Genomic DNA, 23,580 nt, shown 5'->3' with positions numbered 1-23,580 from the left:
CAAGGCCCCCATGAAACTCGAACTCCGCGGTATCACCAAACGCTTCGGCGCGCTGGTCGCCAACGATCACATCGACCTGACGGTCGAACCCGGCGAGATCCACTGTCTGCTCGGCGAGAACGGCGCAGGCAAGTCGACCCTCATGAACGTCCTCTACGGCCTCTACCAGGCCGACGAGGGCGAAATCCTCCTGGACGACGTCGTCCAGGACTTCGCCGGACCCGGTGACGCCATGAAAGCGGGCATCGGGATGGTCCACCAGCACTTCATGCTCATCCCCGTCTTCACCGTCGCCGAGAACGTCATGCTCGGCCACGAGCAGACGAAGTTCGGCGGCCGGCTCGACCTCGCCGCGGCCCGCGCGAAGGTGCGCGAGATCTCGGCCCGCTTCGGATTCGACCTCGACCCGGACGCCCTGGTCGAGGACCTTCCCGTCGGCGTGCAGCAGCGCGTCGAGATCATCAAGGCGCTCTCCCGCGACGCCAAGGTCCTCGTCTTCGACGAGCCGACCGCTGTGCTGACCCCGCAGGAGACCGACGAGCTGATGACGATCATGCGCCAGCTCGCTGAGAGCGGCACGGGCATCGTCTTCATCACCCACAAGCTCCGCGAGGTCCGCGAGGTCGCGACCCGCATCACCGTCATGCGTCTCGGCAAAGTCGTCGGCGAGGCGGAGCCCACGGCCTCCAACGCCGAACTCGCCTCGCTCATGGTCGGCCGCAGCGTCGAGCTGAGCGTCCACAAGGAGACCCCGAAGCTCACCGAGAACAGCCTCCGCGTGCGCGACCTCACGGTCTCCGACGCGGCCGGCGTCGTCCTCGTCGACAACCTGAGCTTCGAGGTCCGCGGCGGTGAGGTGCTCGCCATCGCCGGCGTGCAGGGCAACGGCCAGACCGAGCTGACCGAGGCCCTCCTCGGCCTGCAGAAGCGCGTCTCCGGCTCCGTCGAGCTGGACGGCAAGGAGATCCTCGGCCTGTCCGTGCGCAAGGTGCTCGACGCCGGCGTCGGGTTCGTCCCCGAGGACCGCAACGTCGACGGGCTCGTCGCCGAGTTCTCGATCGCCGAGAACCTGATGCTCGACCGCTCGGGCCGCGGCCCCTTCGTCAAGGGCTCGAACCTCCAGCTCAAGTTCCGCGACACGTTCGCGGAGGAGAAGACGAAGAGTTCGACGTCCGCGCCCAGGGGATCACCACCCCGTCGGCCGGCTCTCCGGCGGCAACCAGCAGAAGGTCGTGCTCGCGCGCGAGCTCAGCCGCGACCTGCGACTGTTCGTGGCGGCCCAGCCGACCCGCGGCCTGGACGTCGGCTCGATCGAGTTCGTCCACGAGCAGATCATCGCCGCCCGCGACTCGGGCGTGCCTGTCATCGTCGTCTCCACCGAGCTCGATGAGATCGTCGCGCTCGGCGACCGGATCGCCGTCATGTACCGCGGCGGGATCGTCGGGATCGTCCCTGCGTCGACGCCCCGCGAGATCCTCGGCCTGATGATGACGGGCGAGGCCCCGCCGGCCGAATACCTCGTCGATGCGCAAGGAGCCTCCGCATGAGCGACCAGATGCCCACTGCCGATGTCGAGGCCGCCGTCGGGGAGACCCCAGTCGATGCCCCGGCACTCGACCAGATCCCCGAGGAGCAGCGCGCCACCGAGCCGCCCGCTCCGGAGATCTCCAAGACCCACCGCGTCCTGCGCGAGATCGCGTCGGGGAGCGTCGTGCTCTCCATCTGCGCGGTCATCGTCGCGCTCGTCGTCGGGGGCGTGTTCATCGCCCTGACGAACCAGCAGGTGCAGCAGGCGCTCGGCTACTTCTTCGCGCGTCCCGCCGACACGTTCGCCGCGATCGGCAACGCGGTCGGCGGAGCGTACGCCGCGCTGTTCCAGGGCGCGATCTACAACACCCACGCACCCGACTTCGCCACCGGCATCCAGTCGCTGTCGACGACGCTGACCTTCGCCACGCCGCTGATCGCGGCCGGTCTCGGCGTCGCCCTCAGCTTCCGGGTCGGCCTGTTCAACATCGGTGGCCAGGGGCAGATGCTCATCGCCGCGCTGTTCGCGGGCCTCGTCGGCTTCAAGCTGCCGATGGCCCCGGGAATCCACCTGCTGATCGCGGTGATCGCCGGCCTCATCGGCGGCGCGATCTGGGCGGCGATCGCCGGCGTCCTGAAGGCGTACACGGGGGCGCACGAGGTGATCGTCACGATCATGCTCAACTACATCGCGCTCAACCTCCTCAGCTATCTGCTGACGACGTCGTTCCTGCGCGCTCCCGGCGCGAACGACCCGCGCACCCCGCCGACGCTACCGACAGCGGTGTTCCCGAAACTGTTAGGGAGCAACTATTCGTTGGACATCGGCATCATCCTGGTGGTGCTGGCGACCATCGCGGTCTGGTGGCTGCTCGAGCGCTCGAACCTCGGCTTCCGCTTCCGCGCGGTCGGGGAGAACCCGAACGCCGCCCGCGTCGCCGGCATGTCGGTCCGGTCGATCTACGTCTGGGCGATGGTCATCTCCGGCGCCCTCGTCGGTCTCGCCGGCGCCACTCAGGTGCTCGGCCAGATCACGACCGGCTTCGGCAGCGACATCGACGCCGGCATCGGATTCTCGGCGATCACGGTCGCGCTGCTCGGCCGCTCCCGGCCGTTCGGCGTGCTGGTCGCCGGCATCCTGATCGGCGCGTTCCAGGCCGGTGGATTCGCGATGCAGGCCGCGGACAACGTCCCGGTCGAGGTCATCGCGATCATCCAGTCGGTCACCGTGCTGTTCATCGCCGCGCCGCCGCTGGTGCGCGCCATCTTCCGGCTGCCCGCCCCGGGCAGCGCACCGCGCCGTCGCCGCTCGGCGACCCGCACGAAGGGAGCGGTCGCCCGATGACCGTCATCACCCAGCCCCCGCCCCGGCACTGGCCGACGGCGAGACCGCGCGCGTGGTCGTGCGCCACTGGCGCCTGCCGATCGTCTTCGCGGTGTTCAGCGCGATCAGCATCCTGTTGTTCCTGGTCTTTCCGCGCCCGGGCACGACGACGTACACGTTCAGCACGAAGAGCGACTTCTTCACGATCCCGAACGTCCAGATCCCCTCGATCGCGACCGGCATCGTCGTGACGGTCATCGCCCTGGCCATCACCGCCGTCGCATTCGTCCTGGTGTCCCGGGGCCGGAGCGTCCCGCTCTGGCTGAGCGCGATCTTCGCGTTGGCGCTGCTGGTCGGGTTCATCACCTGGTCGGTCGGCGACGGCACGGTCCCCGTGGCCGGCCTCCTCGCTGCGGCCCTCGGCCTCAGCGTGCCGATCATCTACGGCGCGATGGGCGGCGTGCTCTCCGAGCGCGTCGGCGTGGTCAACGTGGCGATCGAGGGTCAGCTGCTCGGCGGCGCCTTCACATCGGCGATGCTCGCGACGATCACCCACTCGGTCGTCGTCGGCCTCATCGGGGCCGCAGTCGCCGGAGTGATCGTGTCGTTCATCCTGGCGGCCTTCTCGATCAAGTACCTGGTCGACCAGGTCATCGTCGGCATCGTGCTGAACGTGCTCGTGTCGGGCGTCACCGGCTTCTTCTACACGGCTGTGATGGCGAACAACACGGCGGCATTCAACCTGCCGCCGACGCTGCCGAACCTGCCGATCCCGCTGCTCAGCCAGATCCCGGTGATCGGTCCGGTGCTGTTCGACCAGACCCTGATCGTCTATGTGATGTACGTGGCCGTCGCCGGCGTCTACTTCTTCCTCTTCCACACCCGCTGGGGCCTCCGGGTCCGCGCCGTGGGCGAGCACCCCAAGGCGGCCGACACGGTCGGCGTCAAGGTCAACTCGACCCGGTTCTGGACGGTCCTGATCGCGGGTGCGATCGCCGGCTTCGGAGGCGCGTACTTCACGATCGGCGGCGTCGGCGGCTTCGTGAAGGACATGACCAGCGGCCTCGGCTACATCGCGCTCGCGGCTGTGATCTTCGGACGCTGGGACCCGATCCGGGCCACGCTAGCCGCCCTGCTGTTCGGCTTCGCCGGCGCGCTGCAGAGCCTCCTCGGCCTGCTGCACGCGCCGATCCCGAGCGAGTTCCTGCGCATGCTGCCCTACCTCGTCACCATCTTCGCGGTGGCCGGGCTGGTCGGGCAGTCCCGCGGGCCGGCGGCGTCGGGCAAGCCGTACATCAAGTCATGACCGACGCGATCGACTGGCCGGCGCTGCGCGCCGCGGCGAACGAGGCCATGACGCACGCCTACGTGCCGTACTCGCAGTTCCCGGTCGGCGCCGCGGCGCTGGTCGACGACGGCCGCATCGTCAGCGGCTGCAACGTCGAGAACGCCAGCTACGGCGTCACGCTCTGCGCCGAGTGCGGCCTGGTGTCGTCGCTGGCGATGAGCGGGGAGGGCGGCTCGTCGCGTTCACCTGCGTGAACGGCGACGGCGACACTCTGATGCCGTGCGGGCGCTGCCGCCAGCTTCTCTACGAGCACTCGGCCGAGGGGATGCTGCTGGAGACGGTCTCCGGCATCCGCACCATCGATGAGGTGCTGCCTGACGCGTTCGGGCCGCGCCAACTCGCCGCCTACGCGGAGGAGCACGGCGCCGCAGAGGCGCCTGTCTCCGTGGACCACGGGAAGACCGCACGACCGACGACTAAGAGGGTTACATCTTCGTGAGCACCGCAGCAGGGGTCGAGGCATTCGACGCCGTCGACCTGATCAGGACCAAGCGCGACCGTGGCGAGCTGACCACGGCGGAAATCGACTGGCTGGTGGACGCGTACACGCGCGGCTACGTCGGCGACGAGCAGATGTCGGCCATGACGATGGCGATCTTCCTGAACGGGATGACCCGTCGGGAGATCCGGGATCTCACGCTGGCCATGATCGCGTCGGGCGAGCGGATGGACTTCTCCGGCCTCGGCAAGCCGACCGCCGACAAGCACTCCACCGGAGGCGTCGGCGACAAGATCACCCTCCCGCTGATGCCCCTGGTCGCCTCGTTCGGCGTCGCGGTGCCGCAGCTCTCCGGTCGCGGCCTCGGCCACACCGGCGGCACGCTCGACAAGTTGGAGAGCATCCCGGGCTGGCGCGCGAACCTCAGCAACGAGGAGATGCTCGCCCAGCTCCGCGGCCCGGGCGGCGTGATCTGCGCCGCCGGCTCCGGCCTCGCGCCCGCCGACGGCAAGCTGTACGCGCTGCGCGACATCACCGGGACGGTCGAGGCCATCCCGCTGATCGCCTCCTCGATCATGTCCAAGAAGATCGCGGAGGGAACGAGCGCGCTGGTGCTCGACGTGAAGTTCGGCTCCGGCGCCTTCCTCAAAGACATCGACAAGTCGCGCGAGCTCGCCCGCACGATGGTGGAGCTCGGCAAGGACGCGGGCGTCGCGACCTCCGCCCTCCTCACCGACATGAACGTCCCGCTCGGCCTCGCCATCGGCAACGCCAACGAGGTCCGCGAGTCGGTCGAGGTGCTCGCCGGCGGCGGCCCCGCCGACATCGTCGAGCTGACCGTGGCGCTCGCCCGCGAGATGCTGACGCTCGCCGGGCAGCCGGACGCCGACGTGGAGGCCGCGCTGAAGGACGGCCGCGCGATGGACAAATGGCGGGAGACCGTGCGCGCACAGGGCGGCGACCCCGACGCGGCGCTGCCCGTCGCCCGCGAGACGCACACCGTGCTCGCGGAGTCGGACGGGGTGCTCGTGGAGCAGCAGGCGCTGCCCTTCGGCATCGCGGCGTGGCGGCTCGGCGCGGGCCGCGCGCGCAAGCAGGACCCGGTGCAGCACGCCGCGGGCGTCGACCTCCACGCCAAGCCGGGCGACGAGGTGCGCGTGGGCCAGCCGCTGTTCACGCTGTCCGCCGACGAGCCCGCCCGCTTCGAGCGCGCCCTGGAGGCGCTCGAGGGCGCCTACCGTATCGCGCCGCTGGGGACGCCGTTCGAGCGGGGACCGTTGGTCGCCGAGCGCATCGGCTAGTAGTCGGCGCCGGCGATAGCGTCCGAGAATATGCAAGCATTGTAAATGCTTTCAGTTTAATGTGAGGCTTCTCACGTGAAGGCGGAACCTCCGCCTGATTGAGAGTCGCACCAGTGGACCTACACCCACGCCGTCCCGTGCCCGGGTGGAGCGCGCTCGTCGGCGCCGTCCTTCTGGTCGCGAGCGTGTTCGGGCTGGGTCGTGTCGGATGGAGGCTTGTTACCTGGCATCGCTGGGGGAGGGTGCTTGTCCAGTGGGACTGCCGCCGTTCGAGACGCCGCCGGTTCCCATCGACATGTTCCACGACGGGTTCCACCGCTTTCCCATTTATGTGAGCTGTTCGTATCCGACGGTCTATGACGACTGGCTCGGGTGGAACATCACCTTCGGCTGGGAATACAACTGGATACTGCCGCTTCTGGTCGCGACTTTCATCGCCTCCCTCGTCCTGATCCGGATGAGTAGACGAAACACCAGAGGTATGGAATGAAGAAGCTTATGTTCGCCGTCGCCCCCGTGCTCGGCGCATTGCTCGTCGCCGGCTCCCAGTCCGGCTCGCCGTCGTCAGCGATCACGGCGGATCCTGCTCAGGAGCTGCCGGAAAAGACGACGCAGATCCTCGAGCTCGATCAGCCGGTCGACATCGTCGACGCGACAAGAGTCGCGTCGGGACTCGACGAGACCATCACCGCGTACCGCTTCGACAATGGAAACGTCGTGGGAGAGTACGTGCCGACGGACGATTTCCCAGCGGAGGAGTTCGTCGCCAAGTTCGCCAGCGATTACGGCACACGTCCGGCGTTCGTCGGCATCGTCGTCGAGAAGGACGTTCCGAAGAACTCACAGCGGATGCGTTCTGGGCCCGCACCTTCTCCGATCGTGACCGACGCAGCGCCGATCGACGTGCTTCCGGCGAGCGGCGGCGAGGTCGGTTCGCAGATGGCCGAGATCGAGAACCACGCGATGCAGGAGGTCGAAGGCGCTTCCGTGTTGCGAAACTCGCGAGCGGCGACTGATGTGGAGCGCTGGGCCCCCCAGGACATCGAGATCCAGGCCTATGCGGATGTCACAAACGGTTCCAAGCCGACCTTCCAACACGCGGGCTGGTGGATCGATCCCCTCGGGAACAACACCAAGCAGATGCCTGCAGGCTGGGGTATGGAGATCGAGGTCAACCTCTCGAACGGCGACGAGGGAGGTTCTCGTCCCTACTGTGCTGGCGGGTACAAGGAGAACAACTGGGCAGTGAACTACGGGTGGAGCTGGAGCCTGATGACCGGCTTCGGCGGCAACGCGGGAGCGGTCGGTGCGTATGCCGACTACAACGATCTCTCCGACCCGTGCGGGAAGAACTCGATCGCCATCGGGATGCGGTGGCCGCAGAATCTCGCCTACAACTACGGAGCCCAAACCTACCTCGTCCAGGTCATCGCTCCGAGGGGCAATCGTTCGTACGCGTACGTGAGCGCAAACTTCCAGGCAGTGAGCGACCTCGGCTGCCAAATGGCGCCGTGGATGGCCTACACCGACTGCATGGGCACTGTCAGCCCGACGTGGCCGGGGCCAGGCGATACGAATGTCACCACACTGAATGCGAAGCGAAACTGGACGGTTCCAAACGCCTGCTGGCGTTCGCAGAACTACGGCCGGACCGCGCCCGAACCCCTGACGTGGTGCCCATTCCATTGACCTGGCGCGACGCGGCCGCGTTTCCCGATCCAGGGCGGCGCGGCCGCGCCCTCCCCGGTAGATTGGCCTCATGAGCAACGACGAGGCGTACGCCCTTCCCGACGGAACCGACATCCGGGCGCTGCCCAAGGTCTCCCTGCACGACCACCTGGACGGCGGGCTCCGCCCCGCCACGGTGCTGGAGCTCGCGGACGGCATCGGCCTCCAGCTCCCGGCCGACGACCCCGACGCGCTCGGCGCCTGGTTCGCCGAGAAGTCCAACTCGGGCTCGCTGGTCGAGTACCTCAAGACCTTCGACCTCACCACCGCGGTGATGCAGACCCGCGAGGGCCTCAGCCGCGTCGCCCGCGAGTTCGTGCAGGACCTCGGCGCCGACGGCGTCGTGTACGGCGAGATCCGGTGGGCGCCCGAGCAGCACCTCACCCGTGGCCTCACGCTCGACGAGACCGTGGAGGCAGTCCAGGAGGGCCTGGAGCAGGGCATCGAGGACGTCCGCGCCACGGGCAAGCGCATCCGCGTGGGCCAGCTCGTCAGCGCCATGCGCCACACCGACCGCAGCCTCGAGATCGCGGAGCTGGCCGTGCGCCACCGCGACCGCGGCGCCGTCGGCTTCGACATCGCCGGGCCCGAGGCCGGCTTCCCGCCCTCCAACCACAAGGCGGCGTTCGACTACCTCGCGTCGCAGTTCTTCCCGGCCACCGTCCACGCGGGCGAGGCCGACGGACTCGACAGCATCCGCAGCGCCCTCCTCGACGGCCGCGCCCTGCGCCTGGGCCACGGCGTGCGCCTGGCCGAGGACATCACGATCGAGCGGCAGGACGACGAGAACACGTACGTGACCCTCGGCACGCTGTCGCAGTGGGTGAAGGACCGCGAGATCGCGCTGGAGACCAGCCCGACCTCCAACCTGCAGACCGGTGCGATCGCCGCGTGGGGCGACGACATCCTCGACCACCCGTTCGACCTGCTGTACCAGCTCGGGTTCCGCGTCACGGTCAACACCGACAACAGGCTGATGAGCGGCACGACGCTGACCCGCGAACTCAGCATCCTCGCCGACGCGTTCTCGTACGACCTCACCGACCTGGAGATCTTCCAGCTCAACGCCGCGGCCGGGGCCTTCCTCCCGGTCGAGCAGCGTGAGGAACTGGCGGAGATCATCACAGCGGGTTTCGAGGGTTCGTGACCCGCTAACGCGTACGCTGGTCCCATGCCGCTGCCACCGTTGCCCGCCACCGCTGTGACCGTCGGAGCCCACGCGTCCGACTGGCGCGACGCGGTCGAACTCGCGGGCGAGGCGCTGGCGCGGTCCGGCGCGACGGAGGAGTCCTACGGCACGCGGATGATCCAGGTGATCGAGGAGTTCGGCGCCTACATCGTGATCGCGCCGGGGCTCGCCCTGGCCCACGCGCGTCCCGGATCGGACGTGAACCGCGACGGGCTGTCGGTGGTCACGCTGGACGACCCCGTGGTGTTCGGCCACCCGCACAACGACCCGGTGTCGGTCGTGATCGGCCTCGCCGTGACGTCGCCGGAGGCGCACGTGTCCAGCGTCGCCGAGCTGGCGAACGTCTTCAACGACCCCGACGCGATCCCCGCGCTGGCCGCGGCGGGCGACGTCGCGGAGGTGCAGCGCATCCTGACGCTCAGCGAAGAGGAGGCGGCGCGATGACAGAGGCGGCTCGGGGGGCGACGCTGTGAAGATCGTCGCCATCTGCGGGGCCGGGATCGGCACCTCGGGCATCCTGAAGGTGAACGCCGAGCGCGTGCTCGACCGCCTCGGTCTCGACGCGGACGTGACCGCAGCGGATGTCGCGAGCGTGGGCTCCGCGTCGAGCGACGCGCAGATCATCCTCACGTCGCCCGAGCTCGTCGACCGGATCGGCCCGACCAACGCGGACGTCATCGTGGTGCAGAACTACTTCGACCTGGACGAGCTGGAGCAGAAGCTCGACGAAGCCCTCGGCTGACGCTCCGCGATTCGTCACGAATGTGCGTGCGCGACGAAGCCGACATTCGTCACGAATGTCGGCTCTCGCGCGGCGAAAGGCGACATTCGTGACGAATGTCGGGGCGATTACGCGGTGAGGTCGCGCATCGCGGCGGCGAGGGCCGCGACGCGGGCGGTCGCGGTGGCGCGGCGGGCGGCCACGTCGCCCTCGTCGCTGGAGGCGTCGATGTAGATCTTCAGCTTCGGCTCGGTGCCGCTCGGGCGGACCATGACGCGCGAGCCGTCCGCCAGCACGATGCGCAGCACGTCGCTCGGCGGCAGCGCGCCGAAGCCGTCGCGGAGGTCGTCGATGTGGTCGACGGCGACGGCGCCCAGTCTGCTCGGCGGGGTGGCGCGCAGCGCGGCCATGATCTCGCCGATGCGGGACAGGTCGGTGACCCGGATCGAGATCTGGTCGCTGGCGAAGTAGCCGAAGCGCTCCGCGAACGCGTCCAGGTGGTCCGCGATCGTACGGCCGGAGGCGGCGAGGTCGTTCGCGAGGTCGAGGAACGCCGTCGCGGCCGAGATGCCGTCCTTGTCCCGGATGGTCTGCGGATTGACGAGGTAGCCGAGCGCCTCCTCGAAGCCGAAGATCAGGCCCGGGGCGCGGGAGACCCACTTGAACCCGGTGAGGGTGTCGGCGAAGTCCAGGTGATAGGCCGCGGCGACGGCGGCGAGGGCCGGCGACGACACGATCGAGCAGGCGAGGGCGCCGAAGGCGGCGCCGTCGGTCGAGGACCGCTCGGCGAGCTCGGCGGCGCGCCAGCCGAGCAGCGCGCCGACCTCGTTGCCGCTGAGGCGGCGGAAGCCGTCGGCCGACCCGTCCGGGATGGCGACGGCGAGCCGGTCCGCGTCGGGGTCGTTCGCGATGATCAGGTCCACGCCCGCGGCGCGCCCGGTCGCGAACGACAGGTCCATCGCGCCCGGCTCCTCCGGGTTCGGGAAGGACACGGTCGGGAACGCCGGATCGGGGTCGCGCTGCTCCGCCACGACGACCGGGGTCGAGAACCCGGCGCGCGCGAACACAGCCTCTGCGGTACGCCAGCCGACGCCGTGCATCGCGGTGTACGCGAACGTGACGGCGTCGCGCGGTGCGGTGGTGGTCGCGACGGCGGCGGTGGCCTCGATGTAGGCGGCCTCCACGTCGCCGCCCGCGATCTCGAACTGCTCCGAGCGCGGGAGGTCGCCGATGTCGCCGCGCGCGAGCTCCAGGATGTGCGCCTCGATCTCCGCGTCTGTCGGCGAGACGATCTGCGAGCCGTGGTTCTCGCCGCCCAGGTAGACCTTGTAGCCGTTGTCCTCCGGCGGGTTGTGGCTCGCCGTGACCATGACACCCGCGCTCGCATCGAGGTGGCGCACGGCGAACGCGAGCACCGGGGTCGGCAGCAGCCGGGGGAGCAGGACCGCCCGCACACCGGCGCCGGCCATCAGCTCGGCGGTGTCGCGCGCGAAGACGTCGGAGTTCTTCCGGCCGTCGTAGCCGATGACCACCGACGGCCGGCCACCCTCGGCGTGCTCCAGCAGCCAGCGGGCGAAGCCGGCGGCGGCCTGCGAGACGAGCACCCGGTTCATCCGGTTCGGCCCCGCCTCGATCCGGCCGCGGAGGCCGGCGGTGCCGAACTCGAGCCGGGCGTCGAAACGCGAGTGGAGGTCGTCCACGGCCTCCGCGGAGCCCGCCTCGGCGGCGACGATCAGGGACTGCAGCTCGTCCCGGGTCTCGGGATCGGGGTCCTGCGCGAGCCAGGTGCGCGCCTGTTCGAGGAGCTCGGGCGTGTCGACTGCGTTTCCGTTCGTTGGGGTCACAGAGCCTCCACGATCCGGGCCAGCAGGGCGCTGATCACCGGCTCGGCCTCGCGGCCGGCGTCGATGACCTCCTGGTGGCTGAGCGGGGTCTTCTGGATGCCGGCAGCCAGGTTGGTGACGAGCGACATGCCGAGGATCTCCATGCCGGCCTGACGGGCGGCGATGGCCTCCAGCGCGGTCGACATGCCGACGATGTGACCGCCGATCGCCTTGGCCATCTGCACCTCGGCCGGCGTCTCGTAGTGCGGGCCGCGGAACTGCGTGTACACGCCCTCGTCCAGGCTCGGGTCGATGGTCTTCGCGAGCTCGCGCAGGCGCTTCGAGTAGAGGTCGGTGAGGTCGATGAAGGTCGCGCCCTCCAGCGGGGAGTCCGCCGTCAGGTTGATGTGGTCGCTGATCAGCACCGGGGTACCGGGCTTCCAGTGCTCCTTGATGCCGCCCGCGCCGTTGGTGAGGACCATCGTGTTCGCGCCGGCGGCCGCAGCGGTGCGGACGCTGTGCACGACCCGGCGGACGCCGTGGCCTTCGTAGTAGTGGGTGCGCGCGCCGATGACGAGCGCGTGCTTGCCGTTCGCAAGGCGGAGCGAACGCAGCGTGCCGGCGTGGCCCTCCAGCGCCGGCTTGCTGAAGCCGAGGATCTCGTGGGCCGGGAGGACGGCGACGGTCTCGCCGATCAGGTCGGCGGCCTTGCCCCAGCCGCTGCCGAGGGTCAGGGCGATGTCGTGCTTCTCGACGCCGGTCTTCTCGGCGAGCTGCCGCGCCGCCTCCTCGGCGACCTCGAACGGGTCGGTCGCGGGGTCGTCCAGCGGGTTCTGAGTGGTTTCGAGCATGAGGCAACTCTACTGAGCGACTCCCGGCGGTACAGCGTCCGCCCGGTTGCGCATCGGTGCACCGGGATACGGAAGAATAAGGAGCATGGCCTATGAATTCGAGCGCAAGCAGCGGATCGCCGTCCTCGGCGGCGGACCGGGCGGTTACGAGGCGGCGCTCGCCGGCGCGCAGCTCGGCGCGGACGTCACGCTCGTGGAGCGCTCCGGAGTCGGCGGCTCGGCCGTCATCACCGACGTCGTCCCCTCCAAGAGCCTCATCGCCACCGCGGAGGCCACCAACTCCATCGCCGAGGCGACCGACCTCGGCGTCCAGTTCTTCTCGCGCGGCGAGAGCGGCAAGCCGGTCCGTCCCGAGATCGCGGTCAACCTCGCGGCGGTCAACAAGCGTCTGATGGGCCTCGCCCGCCAGCAGTCGGAGGACATGCGCGCCGAGCTCGTGCGCGCGGGCGTCCGCATCGTGACCGGCGAGGGCCGGCTGGACGGCGAGAACGCGATCATCGTGTCCACCGGCACCGGCGACTCCGGCACCGACTTCGACCGGGTGGAGGCCGACACGATCGTGATCGCGGTCGGCGCGAGCCCGCGCGTCCTGTCCTCCGCGGTCCCGGACGGCGAGCGCATCCTCACCTGGACCCAGCTCTACGACCTCGCCACCGTGCCCGAGCACCTGATCGTGGTCGGTTCCGGCGTCACCGGCGCCGAGTTCGCCTCCGCGTACACCGCCCTCGGCTCGAAGGTCACGCTGATCTCGTCGCGCGACCAGGTCCTGCCGGGCGAGGACGCCGACGCGGCCCGCGTCATCGAGAACGTCTTCAAGCGCAACGGCATGCAGGTGCTGTCGAAGTCCCGCGCCGAATCGGTGGTCCGCACCGAGAACGGCGTCGTCGCGACGCTGACCGACGGCCGCACGGTGGAGGGCAGCCACTGTCTGATGGCCGTCGGCTCCATCCCGAACACCGCGGGCATCGGCCTGGAGGAGGCCGGCGTGCAGCTCACGCCGTCGGGCCACATCCGGGTCAACCGGGTCGCGCGCACGTCCATCCCGAACATCTACGCGGCGGGCGACTGCTCCGACCTGCTGCCGCTGGCCTCCGTCGCCTCCATGCAGGGCCGCACCGCGGTCTTCCACGCGATGGGCGACGCGGTGAACCCCATCGAGCTGCGCAACGTCACCTCCAACATCTTCACCCAGCCGGAGATCGCGACCGTCGGCTGGAACCAGAAGCAGATCGAGGAGGGCATCGCGCAGGGCGACATCTACAAGCTCCCGCTGAAGTCCAACCCGCGCGCCAAGATGCTCGGCATCCGCGACGGCTTCGTGAAGCTGTTCGCGCGGACCGGGTCGGGTACTGTGATCGGCGGCGTGATCGTCGCGCCGCGGGCCTCCGAGCTGATCTTCCCGCTCGCGCTGGCGGTGGAGCACCGGCTCACGGTGGACCAGGTGGCGAGGGCGTTCACGGTGTACCCGTCGCTCTCCGGGTCGATCTCGGACGCCGCGCGGGCGATGCACATCGTGCTCTAGACAGGAGGCCACACCGGATGGAGGAGGTCCTGGTCGTCGGCGTCCTCGCCGTGCTGACCATCGCGGCCGCCACCGTCTACGGGCAGCGCTTCGGGGTGGCGTCGCCGCTCATCCTCGTCGTGGTCGGCATCCTGGTCTCGTTCCTGCCGTTCGTGCCGGTGCTGGAGGTCCAGCCGCAGTGGATCATCGCGGGCGTGCTGCCTCCGCTGCTCTACTCGGCGTCGGTGTCGATGCCGTCGATGAACTTCCGGCGGGAGTTCGGCGCGATCGGCGGCCTCTCGGTGGTGCTGGTGATCGTGAGCTCGGTGCTGCTCGGGCTCTTCTTCGCCTGGGTCATCCCGGGCCTCGGGCTGGCGTGGGGCGTGGCGCTCGGCGCGATCGTCAGCCCGACCGACGCGGTCGCGACCGGGATCGTCAAGCGCGCGGGTGTCTCGCCGCGCGTCGTCGCCATCCTGGAGGGCGAGAGCCTCCTCAACGACGCCACCGCGCTCGTGCTGCTGCGGGCGGCGGTCGCGTCGGCGGCGGTGGCCTCCTTCACGATCGGCGCTGTGACGCTGTCGTTCCTCTACTCCGTGGTCGTCGCGGTGGTCTTCGGCTGGGTCGTCGGGCGGCTGAACCTGGTCGTGCGGGCGCGGGTCAAGGACGCGACGGTCAACACGGTGCTGTCGTTCACGGTGCCGTTCCTGGCCTCCATCCCGGCCGAAGCGTTGGGCGCTTCGGGGCTGGTCGCGGCGGTGGTGGCCGGGCTGATCACCGGCAGCCGCGGGCCGCGGGTGCTGTCGCCGGAGCACCGGCTGTCGGACACCCAGAACTGGCGGACGGTCGAGCTCGTGCTGGAGGGCATGATCTTCCTGACGATGGGCCTGGAGCTGTTCGGCATCGTCCAGAAGGTGCAGAGCGACCACTCCGGCGTGCTGCCTGCGGTCGGCATCGCCGCGGCCGCGCTGCTGCTCACCCTGGTGGTGCGGGCCGCGTTCGTGGCGCCGCTGCTGGCGCTCCTGGCCCGCCGCGGGCGCCGGCGTGAGCGGATGCGTCCGGCGCTGACCAAGCTGCAGGAGCGGCTGGAGGACCCGGAGGCCGCGCGGCGGCTGCTCGAGCAGGGGCCGCCGCCAGCGGACGCGGCGGTCGCGCTGCCGGAGGGCGCGGACCCGTCGGAGGACCCGGAGGCCCACGCGGACGTGCTGGCCGCGGACCCGGCGATCGCGCACGCGGAGGTGGCGAAGGTCGCCGGCGTCCCGGAGGCCGCGGCCGTCACGCGAGACCGGCTCGGGGCACCGTCGGGCTGGCGCGGTCGGCTGATCCGCCGGCAGCGCCGGCGGCAGCGGACCTGGACGGTCGAGAACATCGCCCGGTTCGGCACCCGGCTGCGGCGGGTGCTGGCGGACATCGACTACTTCACCGGGACGCCGCTCGGCTGGCGCGAGGGCACTGTCGTCGTCTGGGCCGGGATGCGCGGGGCCGTCACGGTCGCCGCCGCGCAGAGCCTCCCTTCGGACACGCCGGGGCGCTCGGTGCTCGTGCTCATCGCGTTCCTGGTCGCGGCCGGGTCGCTGCTGCTGCAGGGCGGGACGCTCGGGCTGGCCCTGCGCGTGGTGAAGCCGACGGCCTCCGACCCGCAGGCCGAGAGGGAGGAGCGCCGGCGGCTCCTGGAGCTGCTGCACGACGCCGGGCAGGCGGTGCCGCTGCCGGAGACCGCCGAGCGGACGCCCGAGGCGTTCCACCAGCACAAGTCCGCGCGGCTGAAGCGCATCCGCGCCCAGCGGGACGCGCTGCTCGACGCCCGCGACGACGGCACCTTCAGTGCCGACGTGCTCGCCGGCGCCCTCAGCAACCTCGACGCCGACGAGATCAGCATCGACCTCAAAGGCGACCCCACCGAAGCCACCGGCTAGCCACGCTGTCGCCACCGGAGGACACCTGCCCTCCGGTAGCCCCGATCTCCTCCGTTGACTGCGAATCCCGGGCGTGTCGTTGCGAATCTCCTCCCCTCCCAACACAGCGGCCGAAGCGAGTTCTCCACAGATCGGGCCAGCGTCGGACACGCGAGCGGATCGTTCTGGAGTGTGGAGGGATGAGCTGGCACAGGGTACTTCGTGAACGGGGCGGGGCGGCGACGCGGCGGGAGTTGCGGAGCGTCACTGATCGCGCGCTGACGACGGCGGTGGATGAGGGAAGGCTTCGGCGGCCGAGGCGCGGGGTCTATGCGTTGCCGGAGCTATCGCGTGAGGCGCTGGCGGCGCTTGCCGCCGGCGGGAAGTTGTCGTGCGTGTCGGCGGCGAGGAGCTATGGGCTGTGGGGAGGCCAGGACGGCCGGCTGCATCTGAGCGTCCACCCGCACGCGGGGCGAGTTGCCGACGACGCTGTGCGGCACTGGGGTGCGTGCGACGAGCATCCCGAGCTGTGGCGGGTCTCTCTGGCGGACTGCCTTCGGTCGGTGGTCGATTGCGCGGACGAGGAGACCGCGGTCGCGGTCCTCGACACTGCGCTATCCGCGCGGATTGTCACCATGATCGGGCTGCGAGGAGTCTTCGCGGCGAGCGCCCCTCATGCCAGAGCGGTGGCGGCACGCGCCCGACCCGGATCCGACTCCGGCGTGGAGTCGATTCTCCGCCAACGACTCACCGCCCGCGGTCACGTCGTCGAACAGCAGGTGGCGGTGCCCGGAGTGGGCCGCGTGGATGCCCGGATCGACGGCCTCCTGTTCGTGGAGATCGACGGGTACGCGTTCCACTCGGGCAGGGAGGCGTTCGAACGGGACCGTGCCAGGGACACTGCGCTCGCCCTCCTGGGTGCGCGACGGCTGCGCTTCCCGGCTCGGGATGTCCTGGGGGACGCCGATGCCGTCGTCGCCGTGATCGAGGGTGTGCTGGCAACGGAGGAGTTCCGCGCGTGAAGGACCCGGAATCGCAGCCAACGGAGGAGATCGGGGCCCGGGGAGGGGGATCTCCTGCGTTAGCTGCGGAAGACAGGGTGGGGACGGGAGGTGGGTTAGAGGATGTTGAGGAGGAGGTGGCCGGAGGAGACGGTCTCGCCGACGGTGGCGTTGATGCCGGCGACGGTGCCGTCCTTGTGGGCGGTGAGGGGCTGCTCCATCTTCATGGCCTCCAGCACCAGCACCAGGTCGCCCTTGACGACCTCGTCGCCGTCGGCGACCGCGACCTTCACGACGGTGGCCTGCATGGGCGCGGTGACCGAGTCGCCCGTCGCGGTGTCGACCGCGTGCGCGCCGGAGCGGCGGCGGGGGGCGGGAGCGGCGGGCTCCGCCGGGCCGCCGCCGCTGAGCAGGCGCGCGGGCAGCGACACCTCGATGCGCTTGCCCTCGACCTCGACCACGACGTTGCTGCGGCGCTCGGCGGCGCCGGTCGCGCCCAGCTCGCCGGCCCACGGCTCGACGCCGCCGGCCCACTCGGTCTCGATCCAGCGGGTGTAGATGGAGAACGGCTCGCCGTCCTGCGGGGCGAAGGCGGGGTCGCGCACGATCGCGCGGTGGAAGGGCAGCACGGTCGGCAGGCCCGCCACCTCGAACTCGTCCAGGGCGCGGCGGGAGCGCTCCAGCGCTTCCTCGCGGCTGGCGCCGGTCACGATGAGCTTCGCGAGCATGGAGTCGAACGCGCCGGAGATCACGTCGCCCGCCTGGATGCCGCTGTCGACGCGGACGCCGGGGCCGCCCGGGGCCTTGAAGACGTGCACGGGCCCAGGGGAGGGGATGAAGTTGCGGCCGGCGTCCTCGCCGTTGATGCGGAACTCGAAGGAGTGGCCCCGCGGCGCCGGGTCGGCGTAGTCGAGCTCGCCGCCCTCTGCGAGGCGGAACTGCTCGCGCACGAGGTCGATACCGGTGACCTCCTCGGAGACGGGGTGCTCGACCTGGAGGCGGGTGTTGACCTCCAGGAACGACACGGTGCCGTCCTTGCCGATGAGGAACTCGCAGGTGCCGGCGCCCTGGTAGCCGACCTCCTTGAGGATGGCCTTCGACGCGCTGTAGAGCTTGTCGAGCTGCTCCGGGGTGAGGAACGGCGCGGGCGCCTCCTCGACCAGCTTCTGGTGACGGCGCTGCAGCGAGCAGTCGCGGGTGGAGACCACGACGACGTTGCCGTAGGCGTCCGCGAGGCACTGCGTCTCGACGTGGCGCGGCTGGTCGAGGTACTTCTCGACGAAGCACTCGCCGCGACCGAATGCGGCGATGGCCTCGCGGGTGGCGGAGTCGAAGAGTTCGGCGACCTCGTCGCGGGTGCGGGCGACCTTGAGCCCGCGTCCGCCGCCGCCGAACGCCGCCTTGATGGCGACCGGGAGGCCGTGCTCGTCCACGAAGTCGAGGACCTCGGCCGCGTCGGCGACCGGGTTGAGGGTGCCGGGCGCGAGCGGAGCGCCGACCTTCTCGGCGACGTGGCGGGCCGACACCTTGTCGCCGAGGCGCTCGATGGCTTCCGGCGACGGGCCGATCCAGGTCAGGCCGGCGGCGATGACGGCGCGGGCGAAGTCGGCGTTCTCGGCGAGGAATCCGTAACCGGGGTGCACGGCGTCGGCGCCGGAGCGGCGGGCGACCGAGAGGATCTTGTCGATGACCAGGTAGGTCTCGGCGCTGGTCGTGCCCTCGAGGGCGTACGCCTCGTCGGCGAGCCGGACGTGCAGGGCGTCCCGATCCTGGTCGGCATAGACGGCGACAGAGGCGATTCCGCTGTCTTTCGCGGCACGGATGACGCGGACGGCGATCTCGCCGCGGTTGGCGATGAGGACCTTCGAGATACGGGGCACAATTCCCTAGCCTATTGCGGGAGCCGAACCAGCTTTTGGTCGATCCCCACAAAAAAGCATTTGCGCCACGTCAGAGAGTCGACAAATGGCCGTGGATCCGGATCATGCCCGGTTCCACAACTCCGTCCACTCGACGCCCAGCCGGCGCACCAGGTCACGCAGGGTGGACAGCGAGAGACCGACGACGGTGCTGGGGTCGCCGTCCACGCGGGCGATGAACGGGCCGCCGAGGCTGTCGATGGTGAACGCGCCGGCGACCTCCAACGGCTCACCGCTCGCCACATAGGCGTCGATCTCGGCGTCGGTGACGTCGGCGAAGGTGACCGAGGCGACCGCCGTCGCGCCGACCGCGCCGTTCTCCCGCCCGTCGCGGTGGTCGATCAGCCAGTGCCCCGAGTGGAGCATGCCGGTGCGGCCGCGCTGCTGCAGCCAGCGCTCGCGCGCGACCTCGGGGAGGTGCGGCTTGCCGTGGATGTGCCCGTCGATCGCGAACGCCGAGTCGCCACCGAGGATGAGGCCGTCGATCGGCTTCCCGTGCAGCGTGCCGCGCACGGCCTCCGCCTTGAGCCGCGCGAGGAGCTGCACCATCGCCTGCGGCGAGAGCGGCCCGTGCTCGGCCTCCGCCGCCGCGACGGCTGCCGGCTCGTCCACGTGGGACGGCACCACGATCGGTTCGACGCCGGCCGCCCGCAGCAGCGCGAGGCGGGCGGGGGAGGTGGAGGCGAGGTAGAGGCGCATGGTCACCTGTGGGATGCTCGATGGATGCCCCAGAAGGACGAGGTCGAACTCGACATTATCAATGTCGCGCACGGCGGCGTGTTCGTCGCCCGCCACGAGGGCCGCGTGGTCTTCGTGCCCGACACCATCCCGGGGGAGCGGGTCCGCGCCCGTGTCGCCGACCGCGCGCACGACCGGTTCTGGCGCGCGGAGCTGCTGGAGGTGCTGGAGCCGGCGGCCGAACGGCGGGAGCACGTCTGGGGCGCGGCGTCGGTGCGCCGGGCACCCGGGCAGCGCGCCGGCGGCGCGGAATTCGGCCACATCCGGCTCGACCACCAGCGCGAGCTCAAGCGGCGCGTGATCGTGGACGCGCTCGAGCGCACCGCGAAGCTCGACGCCGACGCCATCGAGGCACTCGGAGCGGGTGCGGGCCCGGTCGTGGAGGCCGTCGCCGGCGAGACCGACGACGGCACCGGCTGGCGCACGCGCGTCCGCCTGCAGGTGGGCGAGGACGGAACGATCGGGCCGTACGCCGCCCGGACGCACACCATCGTCCCCGTCTCCGACCTCCCGCTGGCGACGGCGGCCGTCGAGGCGTCGACTCCATTCGGCCAGCGCTTCCCCGGCGCGGAGTCGGTCGATGTCGTCGCGACCGGCGCCGGCGCGACCCACGTGCTCGTCAACGACCTCCCCGAACGCCGCGGCAAGCGGCTGATCCGGCCGCGCCGCCGCCCGGTGCCGATCCGCGAGCGGGTGGGCGAGCGCGAGTTCCGGCTCGACGCGCGCGGGTTCTGGCAGGTGCACCGCCAGGCGGCCGCGACGCTCACGGAGGCGGTGCGCTCCGCGGTGGACGAGGCCCTGTTCGACCCGCGCGCCGCGAACCTCGACCTCTACGGCGGCGTCGGCCTCCTCGCCGCCGCGCTCGGGGACCGGTTCGGCTCCACCCTCCGCATCACCTCGGTGGAGGCGGACGAGGCCGCGACCGACGACGCCGCCGAGAATCTGGCCGAGTGGGTGGGAGCCAGCGCCGTGACCGCGCGGGTGGAGCGCTTCGTCACCGGCCTGGCCGCGGAGGCCACCGTCGCCGAGCGCGCCCGGTTGCGCGCGGCCACCGTCGTGCTCGATCCGCCGCGCTCCGGCGCCGGACGGGAGGTCGTCGAGGCCATCGCCTCCATGCGCCCCGCCCAGGTCGTCTACGTCGCCTGCGACCCCGTCGCCCTCGCGCGCGACCTCGCCTTCTTCGCCGAGCGCGGCTACCCTTTGCGCGCTCTGCGGGCCTTCGATCTGTTCCCGAACACTCACCACGTGGAGGCCGTCGCCACGCTGGCCCCGTGATCGCCCGGAATACATGTACTCGCGCACTACGATGGTCAGCATGGTGCGAGTGGCAATCGTCGACGATCACGAGTCCGTGCGGCTCGGGCTCAAAGCGGCCTGTCAGGACGCGGGCTACGAAGTGGTGGTCACGGCGGCGACGGTGGACGGCTTCGTTCAGCAGCTCGGCACGCGCGAGTGCGATGTCGTCGTGCTCGACCTGTCGCTCGGCGACGGCTCCAAGGTGACCGACAACGTCAAACGCGCGCAGGCCACCGGCGCCGCCGTGCTCGTCCACAGCATCGCCGACCGGGTCGCGAGCGTGCGGGAGGCGCTCGCCGCGGGCGCCGCGGGTGTCATCCCCAAGTCCTCGCCGACCACCACCGTCATGAACGCGATCGAGACGGTCGCGCGCGGCGACGTGCTCAACAACCTCGAGTGGGCCACCGCGATCGACGCGGACAGCGACTTCGCGAAGGCCCAGCTCGGCCGCAGGGAGCGCGACGTGCTCCACCTCTACGCGTCCGGCCTGCCGCTCAAGGCGGTCGCCGCCCAGCTCGGCATCGCCAACTCGACGGCGCGCGAGTACCTCGACCGCATCCGCGTGAAGTACGTGGAGGTCGGCCGTCCGGCCCCGACGAAGGTGGACCTTCTGCGTCGCGCGGTCGAGGACGGCATCCTGCCCGGGCTCGACCCCGACACGGGCAATGAGCGCGCCTAGCGTCCAGCGCTCCGCCTCCGGAGCACCCCTCGAGACCGCCAAGCCGCGGAACCCGCTCAGCAGAGCCAGGATCGAGCGGATCTCGGACCGCACGGTGTCGGCGTTCGGCCTCGTCTTCGGGCTGCAGACCTTCCCCACCGCGCTCGGGCAGCTCGGCGCGCTGCGCAGTCCGTGGGGCCTCATCGTCCTGGTGGTGATCTTCGGCGGCCTCGCGTTCACGGTGCTGCTGGCGATCTTCGCGCAGCGCTTCGTGAAGGTCACGATGGGTGTGCTGTCGGTCGTCTACTTCGCCGCGATCGTGACCTGGCCGCTGCTCGCGTCCGACCCGACGGCGTTCGCGTCGGACAAGCCGTGGGTCTGGTTCCTCTGCTCGGTCTTCACCGCGTTCGCCGCCGTCGCCTACCCGCTGTGGCTGGCCATCGCCTACACGGTCGTGACCCCGATCGCCTACGGCATCGTGCGCGCGCTTCCCGCGGGCGGGGGAGTCGGCGTCGAGTTGGCCGGGCTGGACGCCGTCTACGCGATCATCCTCGGAGGTGTCATCCTCGCCATCATCGCGATGATGCGGCAGGCGGCGACCGCCGTCGACGTCGCTCAGAGCCAGGCGCTGGCCAAGTACGGCAACGCGGTCCGCCAGCATGCGACCGAGGTGGAGCGCGTGCAGGTCGATGCGATCGTGCACGACAGCGTGCTGACCACGCTGCTGTCGGCCGCGAGCGCCCGCACGCAGGAGCAGAAGGACCTCGCCGCGCGGATGGCCGCCGACGCGATCGGCCACCTGCACGCCGCGGAGGCGTCCGGTCCGGAGGACCAGACCCAGGTCGGCGTCGAGCAGCTCTCCGACCGATTGGTGACGGCGGCGCGGGCGTTCTCGTCGCCGTTCGAGGTGGACGCGCGTGACCACGACGAGCTGCACAGCCTCCCCGTCAACGTCGCGGAGGCCGTCTACTCCGCGGCCGTGCAGGCGATGGTCAACAGCATGCAGCACGCCGGCGGCGACGAGGTGCGGCGGAGCGTGGTCGTCCGCGGTGGCGAGCACGGTGCGGCGGTCCGCGTGACCGTGACCGACAACGGCCGCGGCTTCGACGCCGACGAGGTTCCGGCCGAGCGGCTGGGCCTGCGGGTGAGCATCCGCGAACGGCTGGCGAAGGTCGGCGGCCGCGCGAGCGTCGAGTCCGCGCCGGGCCAGGGCACCACGGTGACCATCGTCTGGCCCGCGGGCGAGCACGGCTCGATCGTGGAGCGCGAGCAGGAGGCCGCCGGATGATCACCCTCAACCGCGTGCTGTTCCTCGGCCTGGGAGCACTGTTCTCGGCCTACCACCTGTTCCTCGCGCTGTCGTCGCTCTCGATCCCCGGGTCCCCGGGACCGGCCATCGTCGCGATGGCCCTGTACGCGGTCGCCACCGTGATCAGCCTGTGGCCGACGAGCCCGACCAAGATGCCGCTGTGGCTCGCGGCGTTCGACCTCGCCGTGTGCGTGGTCATCCCGATCCTGGTCACGAGCGAGCTGAACCCGGCGAAAGACAACGGCTACGCGACCTGGTACGTCGCGGCGGTGGGCACGCTGATGACGATCGCCGCCGTGCGCCGCCAGCAGTTCGTGGCGTGGGTCGGCGTCGGCTTCCTGGCCGTGCAGACGGTCGTCTGGGCGGGGCTCGGCGCGCTCGCCGGGCTGGGCGTCATCGGATCGGTCGTCTGGGTCGGCGTCGCCGTCGTCATCTCCGGCTCGCTCGCTAAGGCTGGCCGCGACGCCCTCCAGTTCGCCCGGGCGGAGCGGGAGGCCACCGAGTGGCAGGCTGCGCAGGAGGCGCACGTCATGGAGCGCCAGCTCCGGCTGCGGCAGACCTACCGCGTGGCCGCGCCGATGCTCGCCGAGATCGTGCGTCGCGGCGGTGACCTCACTGAAGCGGAGCGGCGCGAGTGCCGCTATCTGGAGGGCGCCATCCGCGACGAGATCCGCGGCCGCCGCCTGCTCAACGACGACGTGCGCCGGGAGGTCATGGACGCCCGCCGTCGCGGCGTCGTCGTGAGCCTGCTCGACGAGGGCGGGATCGACGACCTCGACCAGAGCGGACTGGAGACGGTGCTGCGCCGTCTCGCGGACGCCATCCGCGGCACCACGACGGACAAGCTGATCGTGCGGACGGTGCCACGCTCGTCCAAGACCGCCGTGACGGTGGTGGGCCTCCGGATGTCCGACGACGGCGCCGCCAACGCGCTGGGCGCGGAGTCGGAGGACGACGAGGTCGACCTCTGGCTGGAGATCCCGCGCCCGCTGGTCGACGTCGTCGCCTGAGCCGT

At 70.8% G+C, this 23,580-nt stretch carries 19 protein-coding genes and 3 pseudogenes; 18 read left to right on the top strand and 4 right to left on the bottom strand.

What is annotated here, in order from left to right; all coding sequences use genetic code 11:
• Nucleotides 1-10 precede the first annotated feature (10 nt).
• The 10 genes and pseudogenes from ACRAWC_RS06340 to ACRAWC_RS06295 all read left to right on the top strand — a co-directional run bounded on the left by ACRAWC_RS06340 (nucleotide 11) and on the right by ACRAWC_RS06295 (nucleotide 9,598).
• Nucleotides 11-1,547, top strand: a pseudogene (locus ACRAWC_RS06340) (ABC transporter ATP-binding protein).
• Nucleotides 1,544-2,872 (top strand): ABC transporter permease, encoded by a 1,329-nt coding sequence (locus ACRAWC_RS06335; RefSeq protein WP_431346987.1) that lies wholly within the window; start codon nucleotides 1,544-1,546, stop codon nucleotides 2,870-2,872. Before ACRAWC_RS06340 ends, ACRAWC_RS06335 begins: the two are co-directional and overlap by 4 nt.
• Nucleotides 2,873-2,924: 52 nt before the next feature.
• Nucleotides 2,925-4,157 (top strand): ABC transporter permease, encoded by a 1,233-nt coding sequence (locus ACRAWC_RS06330; protein ID WP_431346986.1) that lies wholly within the window; start codon nucleotides 2,925-2,927, stop codon nucleotides 4,155-4,157.
• Nucleotides 4,154-4,554: pseudogene (locus tag ACRAWC_RS06325) on the top strand (cytidine deaminase); the annotation flags it as partial. The gene ACRAWC_RS06330 and the pseudogene ACRAWC_RS06325, both read left to right, overlap by 4 nt.
• Before the next feature lie 80 nt (nucleotides 4,555-4,634).
• On the top strand, nucleotides 4,635-5,939 hold the full coding sequence (locus tag ACRAWC_RS06320; RefSeq protein WP_431346985.1) for a thymidine phosphorylase: 1,305 nt from the start codon (nucleotides 4,635-4,637) through the stop codon (nucleotides 5,937-5,939).
• Nucleotides 5,940-6,192: 253 nt separating this feature from the next.
• Nucleotides 6,193-6,429, top strand: a complete 237-nt coding sequence (locus ACRAWC_RS06315; RefSeq protein WP_431346984.1) for a hypothetical protein — start codon at nucleotides 6,193-6,195, stop codon at nucleotides 6,427-6,429.
• On the top strand, nucleotides 6,426-7,628 hold the full coding sequence (locus ACRAWC_RS06310) for a hypothetical protein (protein WP_431346983.1): 1,203 nt from the start codon (nucleotides 6,426-6,428) through the stop codon (nucleotides 7,626-7,628). The genes ACRAWC_RS06315 and ACRAWC_RS06310 overlap by 4 nt, the downstream gene beginning before the upstream one ends.
• A gap of 70 nt (nucleotides 7,629-7,698) precedes the next feature.
• On the top strand, nucleotides 7,699-8,814 hold the full coding sequence (locus ACRAWC_RS06305) for an adenosine deaminase (RefSeq protein ID WP_431346982.1): 1,116 nt from the start codon (nucleotides 7,699-7,701) through the stop codon (nucleotides 8,812-8,814).
• Nucleotides 8,815-8,838: 24 nt separating this feature from the next.
• Entirely contained in the window at nucleotides 8,839-9,300 is a 462-nt protein-coding gene (locus tag ACRAWC_RS06300; protein WP_431346981.1) for a PTS sugar transporter subunit IIA, read from the top strand.
• Nucleotides 9,301-9,325: 25 nt separating this feature from the next.
• Nucleotides 9,326-9,598, top strand: coding sequence for a PTS sugar transporter subunit IIB (locus ACRAWC_RS06295; RefSeq protein WP_382457226.1), 273 nt, complete (start codon nucleotides 9,326-9,328; stop codon nucleotides 9,596-9,598).
• Between the two features lie 107 nt (nucleotides 9,599-9,705).
• Here ACRAWC_RS06295 and ACRAWC_RS06290 read toward each other — a convergent pair whose 3' ends face one another.
• Nucleotides 9,706-11,421: a phospho-sugar mutase gene (locus ACRAWC_RS06290; protein WP_431346980.1), complete on the bottom strand. Its 1,716-nt coding sequence runs from the start codon at nucleotides 11,419-11,421 to the stop codon at nucleotides 9,706-9,708.
• Nucleotides 11,418-12,251 (bottom strand): purine-nucleoside phosphorylase, encoded by an 834-nt coding sequence (locus tag ACRAWC_RS06285; RefSeq protein ID WP_431346979.1) that lies wholly within the window; start codon nucleotides 12,249-12,251, stop codon nucleotides 11,418-11,420. The genes ACRAWC_RS06290 and ACRAWC_RS06285 overlap by 4 nt, the downstream gene beginning before the upstream one ends.
• A gap of 85 nt (nucleotides 12,252-12,336) precedes the next feature.
• On the opposite strand from ACRAWC_RS06285, the gene ACRAWC_RS06280 reads away from it, so the two are divergent.
• From ACRAWC_RS06280 to ACRAWC_RS06265, 4 genes and pseudogenes are all read left to right on the top strand, one after another.
• Nucleotides 12,337-13,773: an NAD(P)H-quinone dehydrogenase gene (locus tag ACRAWC_RS06280; protein WP_431346978.1), complete on the top strand. Its 1,437-nt coding sequence runs from the start codon at nucleotides 12,337-12,339 to the stop codon at nucleotides 13,771-13,773.
• Between the two features lie 17 nt (nucleotides 13,774-13,790).
• A complete protein-coding gene (locus tag ACRAWC_RS06275) occupies nucleotides 13,791-15,665 on the top strand; it encodes a cation:proton antiporter (protein WP_431346977.1) in 1,875 nt (624 codons plus the stop codon).
• Nucleotides 15,666-15,844: 179 nt separating this feature from the next.
• Nucleotides 15,845-15,973, top strand: a pseudogene (locus ACRAWC_RS06270) (hypothetical protein); the annotation flags it as partial.
• Between the two features lie 66 nt (nucleotides 15,974-16,039).
• Nucleotides 16,040-16,666, top strand: coding sequence for an endonuclease domain-containing protein (locus ACRAWC_RS06265; RefSeq protein WP_431349496.1), 627 nt, complete (start codon nucleotides 16,040-16,042; stop codon nucleotides 16,664-16,666).
• Nucleotides 16,667-16,761: 95 nt separating this feature from the next.
• Here the strand turns inward: ACRAWC_RS06265 and ACRAWC_RS06260 are convergent, their stop codons facing one another.
• Both ACRAWC_RS06260 and ACRAWC_RS06255 read right to left on the bottom strand, forming a co-directional pair.
• A complete protein-coding gene (locus ACRAWC_RS06260; RefSeq protein ID WP_431346976.1) occupies nucleotides 16,762-18,525 on the bottom strand; it encodes an acetyl/propionyl/methylcrotonyl-CoA carboxylase subunit alpha in 1,764 nt (587 codons plus the stop codon).
• Nucleotides 18,526-18,627: 102 nt separating this feature from the next.
• Nucleotides 18,628-19,263, bottom strand: coding sequence for a Maf family protein (locus ACRAWC_RS06255; RefSeq protein ID WP_431349374.1), 636 nt, complete (start codon nucleotides 19,261-19,263; stop codon nucleotides 18,628-18,630).
• Between the two features lie 24 nt (nucleotides 19,264-19,287).
• Here ACRAWC_RS06255 and ACRAWC_RS06250 point away from each other — a divergent pair, with 24 nt between their 5' ends.
• Genes ACRAWC_RS06250 through ACRAWC_RS06235 form a run of 4 tightly spaced genes read left to right on the top strand, consistent with a single transcriptional unit; the run spans nucleotide 19,288 to nucleotide 23,575 of the window.
• Nucleotides 19,288-20,577 (top strand): class I SAM-dependent RNA methyltransferase, encoded by a 1,290-nt coding sequence (locus ACRAWC_RS06250; protein WP_431346975.1) that lies wholly within the window; start codon nucleotides 19,288-19,290, stop codon nucleotides 20,575-20,577.
• A 40-nt stretch (nucleotides 20,578-20,617) separates the two neighbouring features.
• Complete coding sequence (locus ACRAWC_RS06245) at nucleotides 20,618-21,277, top strand: response regulator transcription factor (protein WP_431346974.1); 660 nt, start codon at nucleotides 20,618-20,620, stop codon at nucleotides 21,275-21,277.
• Nucleotides 21,264-22,544 carry an ATP-binding protein gene (locus tag ACRAWC_RS06240; RefSeq protein WP_431346973.1) on the top strand — a complete coding sequence of 427 codons (1,281 nt, stop codon included), beginning with the start codon at nucleotides 21,264-21,266 and terminating at the stop codon, nucleotides 22,542-22,544. Before ACRAWC_RS06245 ends, ACRAWC_RS06240 begins: the two co-directional genes overlap by 14 nt.
• Nucleotides 22,541-23,575, top strand: a complete 1,035-nt coding sequence (locus tag ACRAWC_RS06235; protein WP_431346972.1) for a hypothetical protein — start codon at nucleotides 22,541-22,543, stop codon at nucleotides 23,573-23,575. Before ACRAWC_RS06240 ends, ACRAWC_RS06235 begins: the two co-directional genes overlap by 4 nt.
• The last annotated feature ends 5 nt before the right edge of the window (nucleotides 23,576-23,580 follow it).

This window comes from Leifsonia sp. L25 (assembly GCF_050632895.1).
The sequence above is the reverse complement of the archived record's forward strand: the minus strand, read 5'-3'. Positions and strand labels throughout refer to the sequence as shown.

Coding starts and splice junctions, on each gene's coding strand:
- ACRAWC_RS06335 (WP_431346987.1), top strand. CDS start 1,544: ATGAGCGACCAGATGCCCACTGCCGATGTCGAGGCCGCCGTCGGGGAG.
- ACRAWC_RS06310 (WP_431346983.1), top strand. CDS start 6,426: ATGAAGAAGCTTATGTTCGCCGTCGCCCCCGTGCTCGGCGCATTGCTC.
- ACRAWC_RS06305 (WP_431346982.1), top strand. CDS start 7,699: ATGAGCAACGACGAGGCGTACGCCCTTCCCGACGGAACCGACATCCGG.
- ACRAWC_RS06300 (WP_431346981.1), top strand. CDS start 8,839: ATGCCGCTGCCACCGTTGCCCGCCACCGCTGTGACCGTCGGAGCCCAC.
- ACRAWC_RS06285 (WP_431346979.1), bottom strand. CDS start 12,251: ATGCTCGAAACCACTCAGAACCCGCTGGACGACCCCGCGACCGACCCG.
- ACRAWC_RS06280 (WP_431346978.1), top strand. CDS start 12,337: ATGGCCTATGAATTCGAGCGCAAGCAGCGGATCGCCGTCCTCGGCGGC.
- ACRAWC_RS06275 (WP_431346977.1), top strand. CDS start 13,791: ATGGAGGAGGTCCTGGTCGTCGGCGTCCTCGCCGTGCTGACCATCGCG.
- ACRAWC_RS06255 (WP_431349374.1), bottom strand. CDS start 19,263: ATGCGCCTCTACCTCGCCTCCACCTCCCCCGCCCGCCTCGCGCTGCTG.
- ACRAWC_RS06250 (WP_431346975.1), top strand. CDS start 19,288: ATGCCCCAGAAGGACGAGGTCGAACTCGACATTATCAATGTCGCGCAC.
- ACRAWC_RS06245 (WP_431346974.1), top strand. CDS start 20,618: ATGGTGCGAGTGGCAATCGTCGACGATCACGAGTCCGTGCGGCTCGGG.
- ACRAWC_RS06240 (WP_431346973.1), top strand. CDS start 21,264: ATGAGCGCGCCTAGCGTCCAGCGCTCCGCCTCCGGAGCACCCCTCGAG.
- ACRAWC_RS06235 (WP_431346972.1), top strand. CDS start 22,541: ATGATCACCCTCAACCGCGTGCTGTTCCTCGGCCTGGGAGCACTGTTC.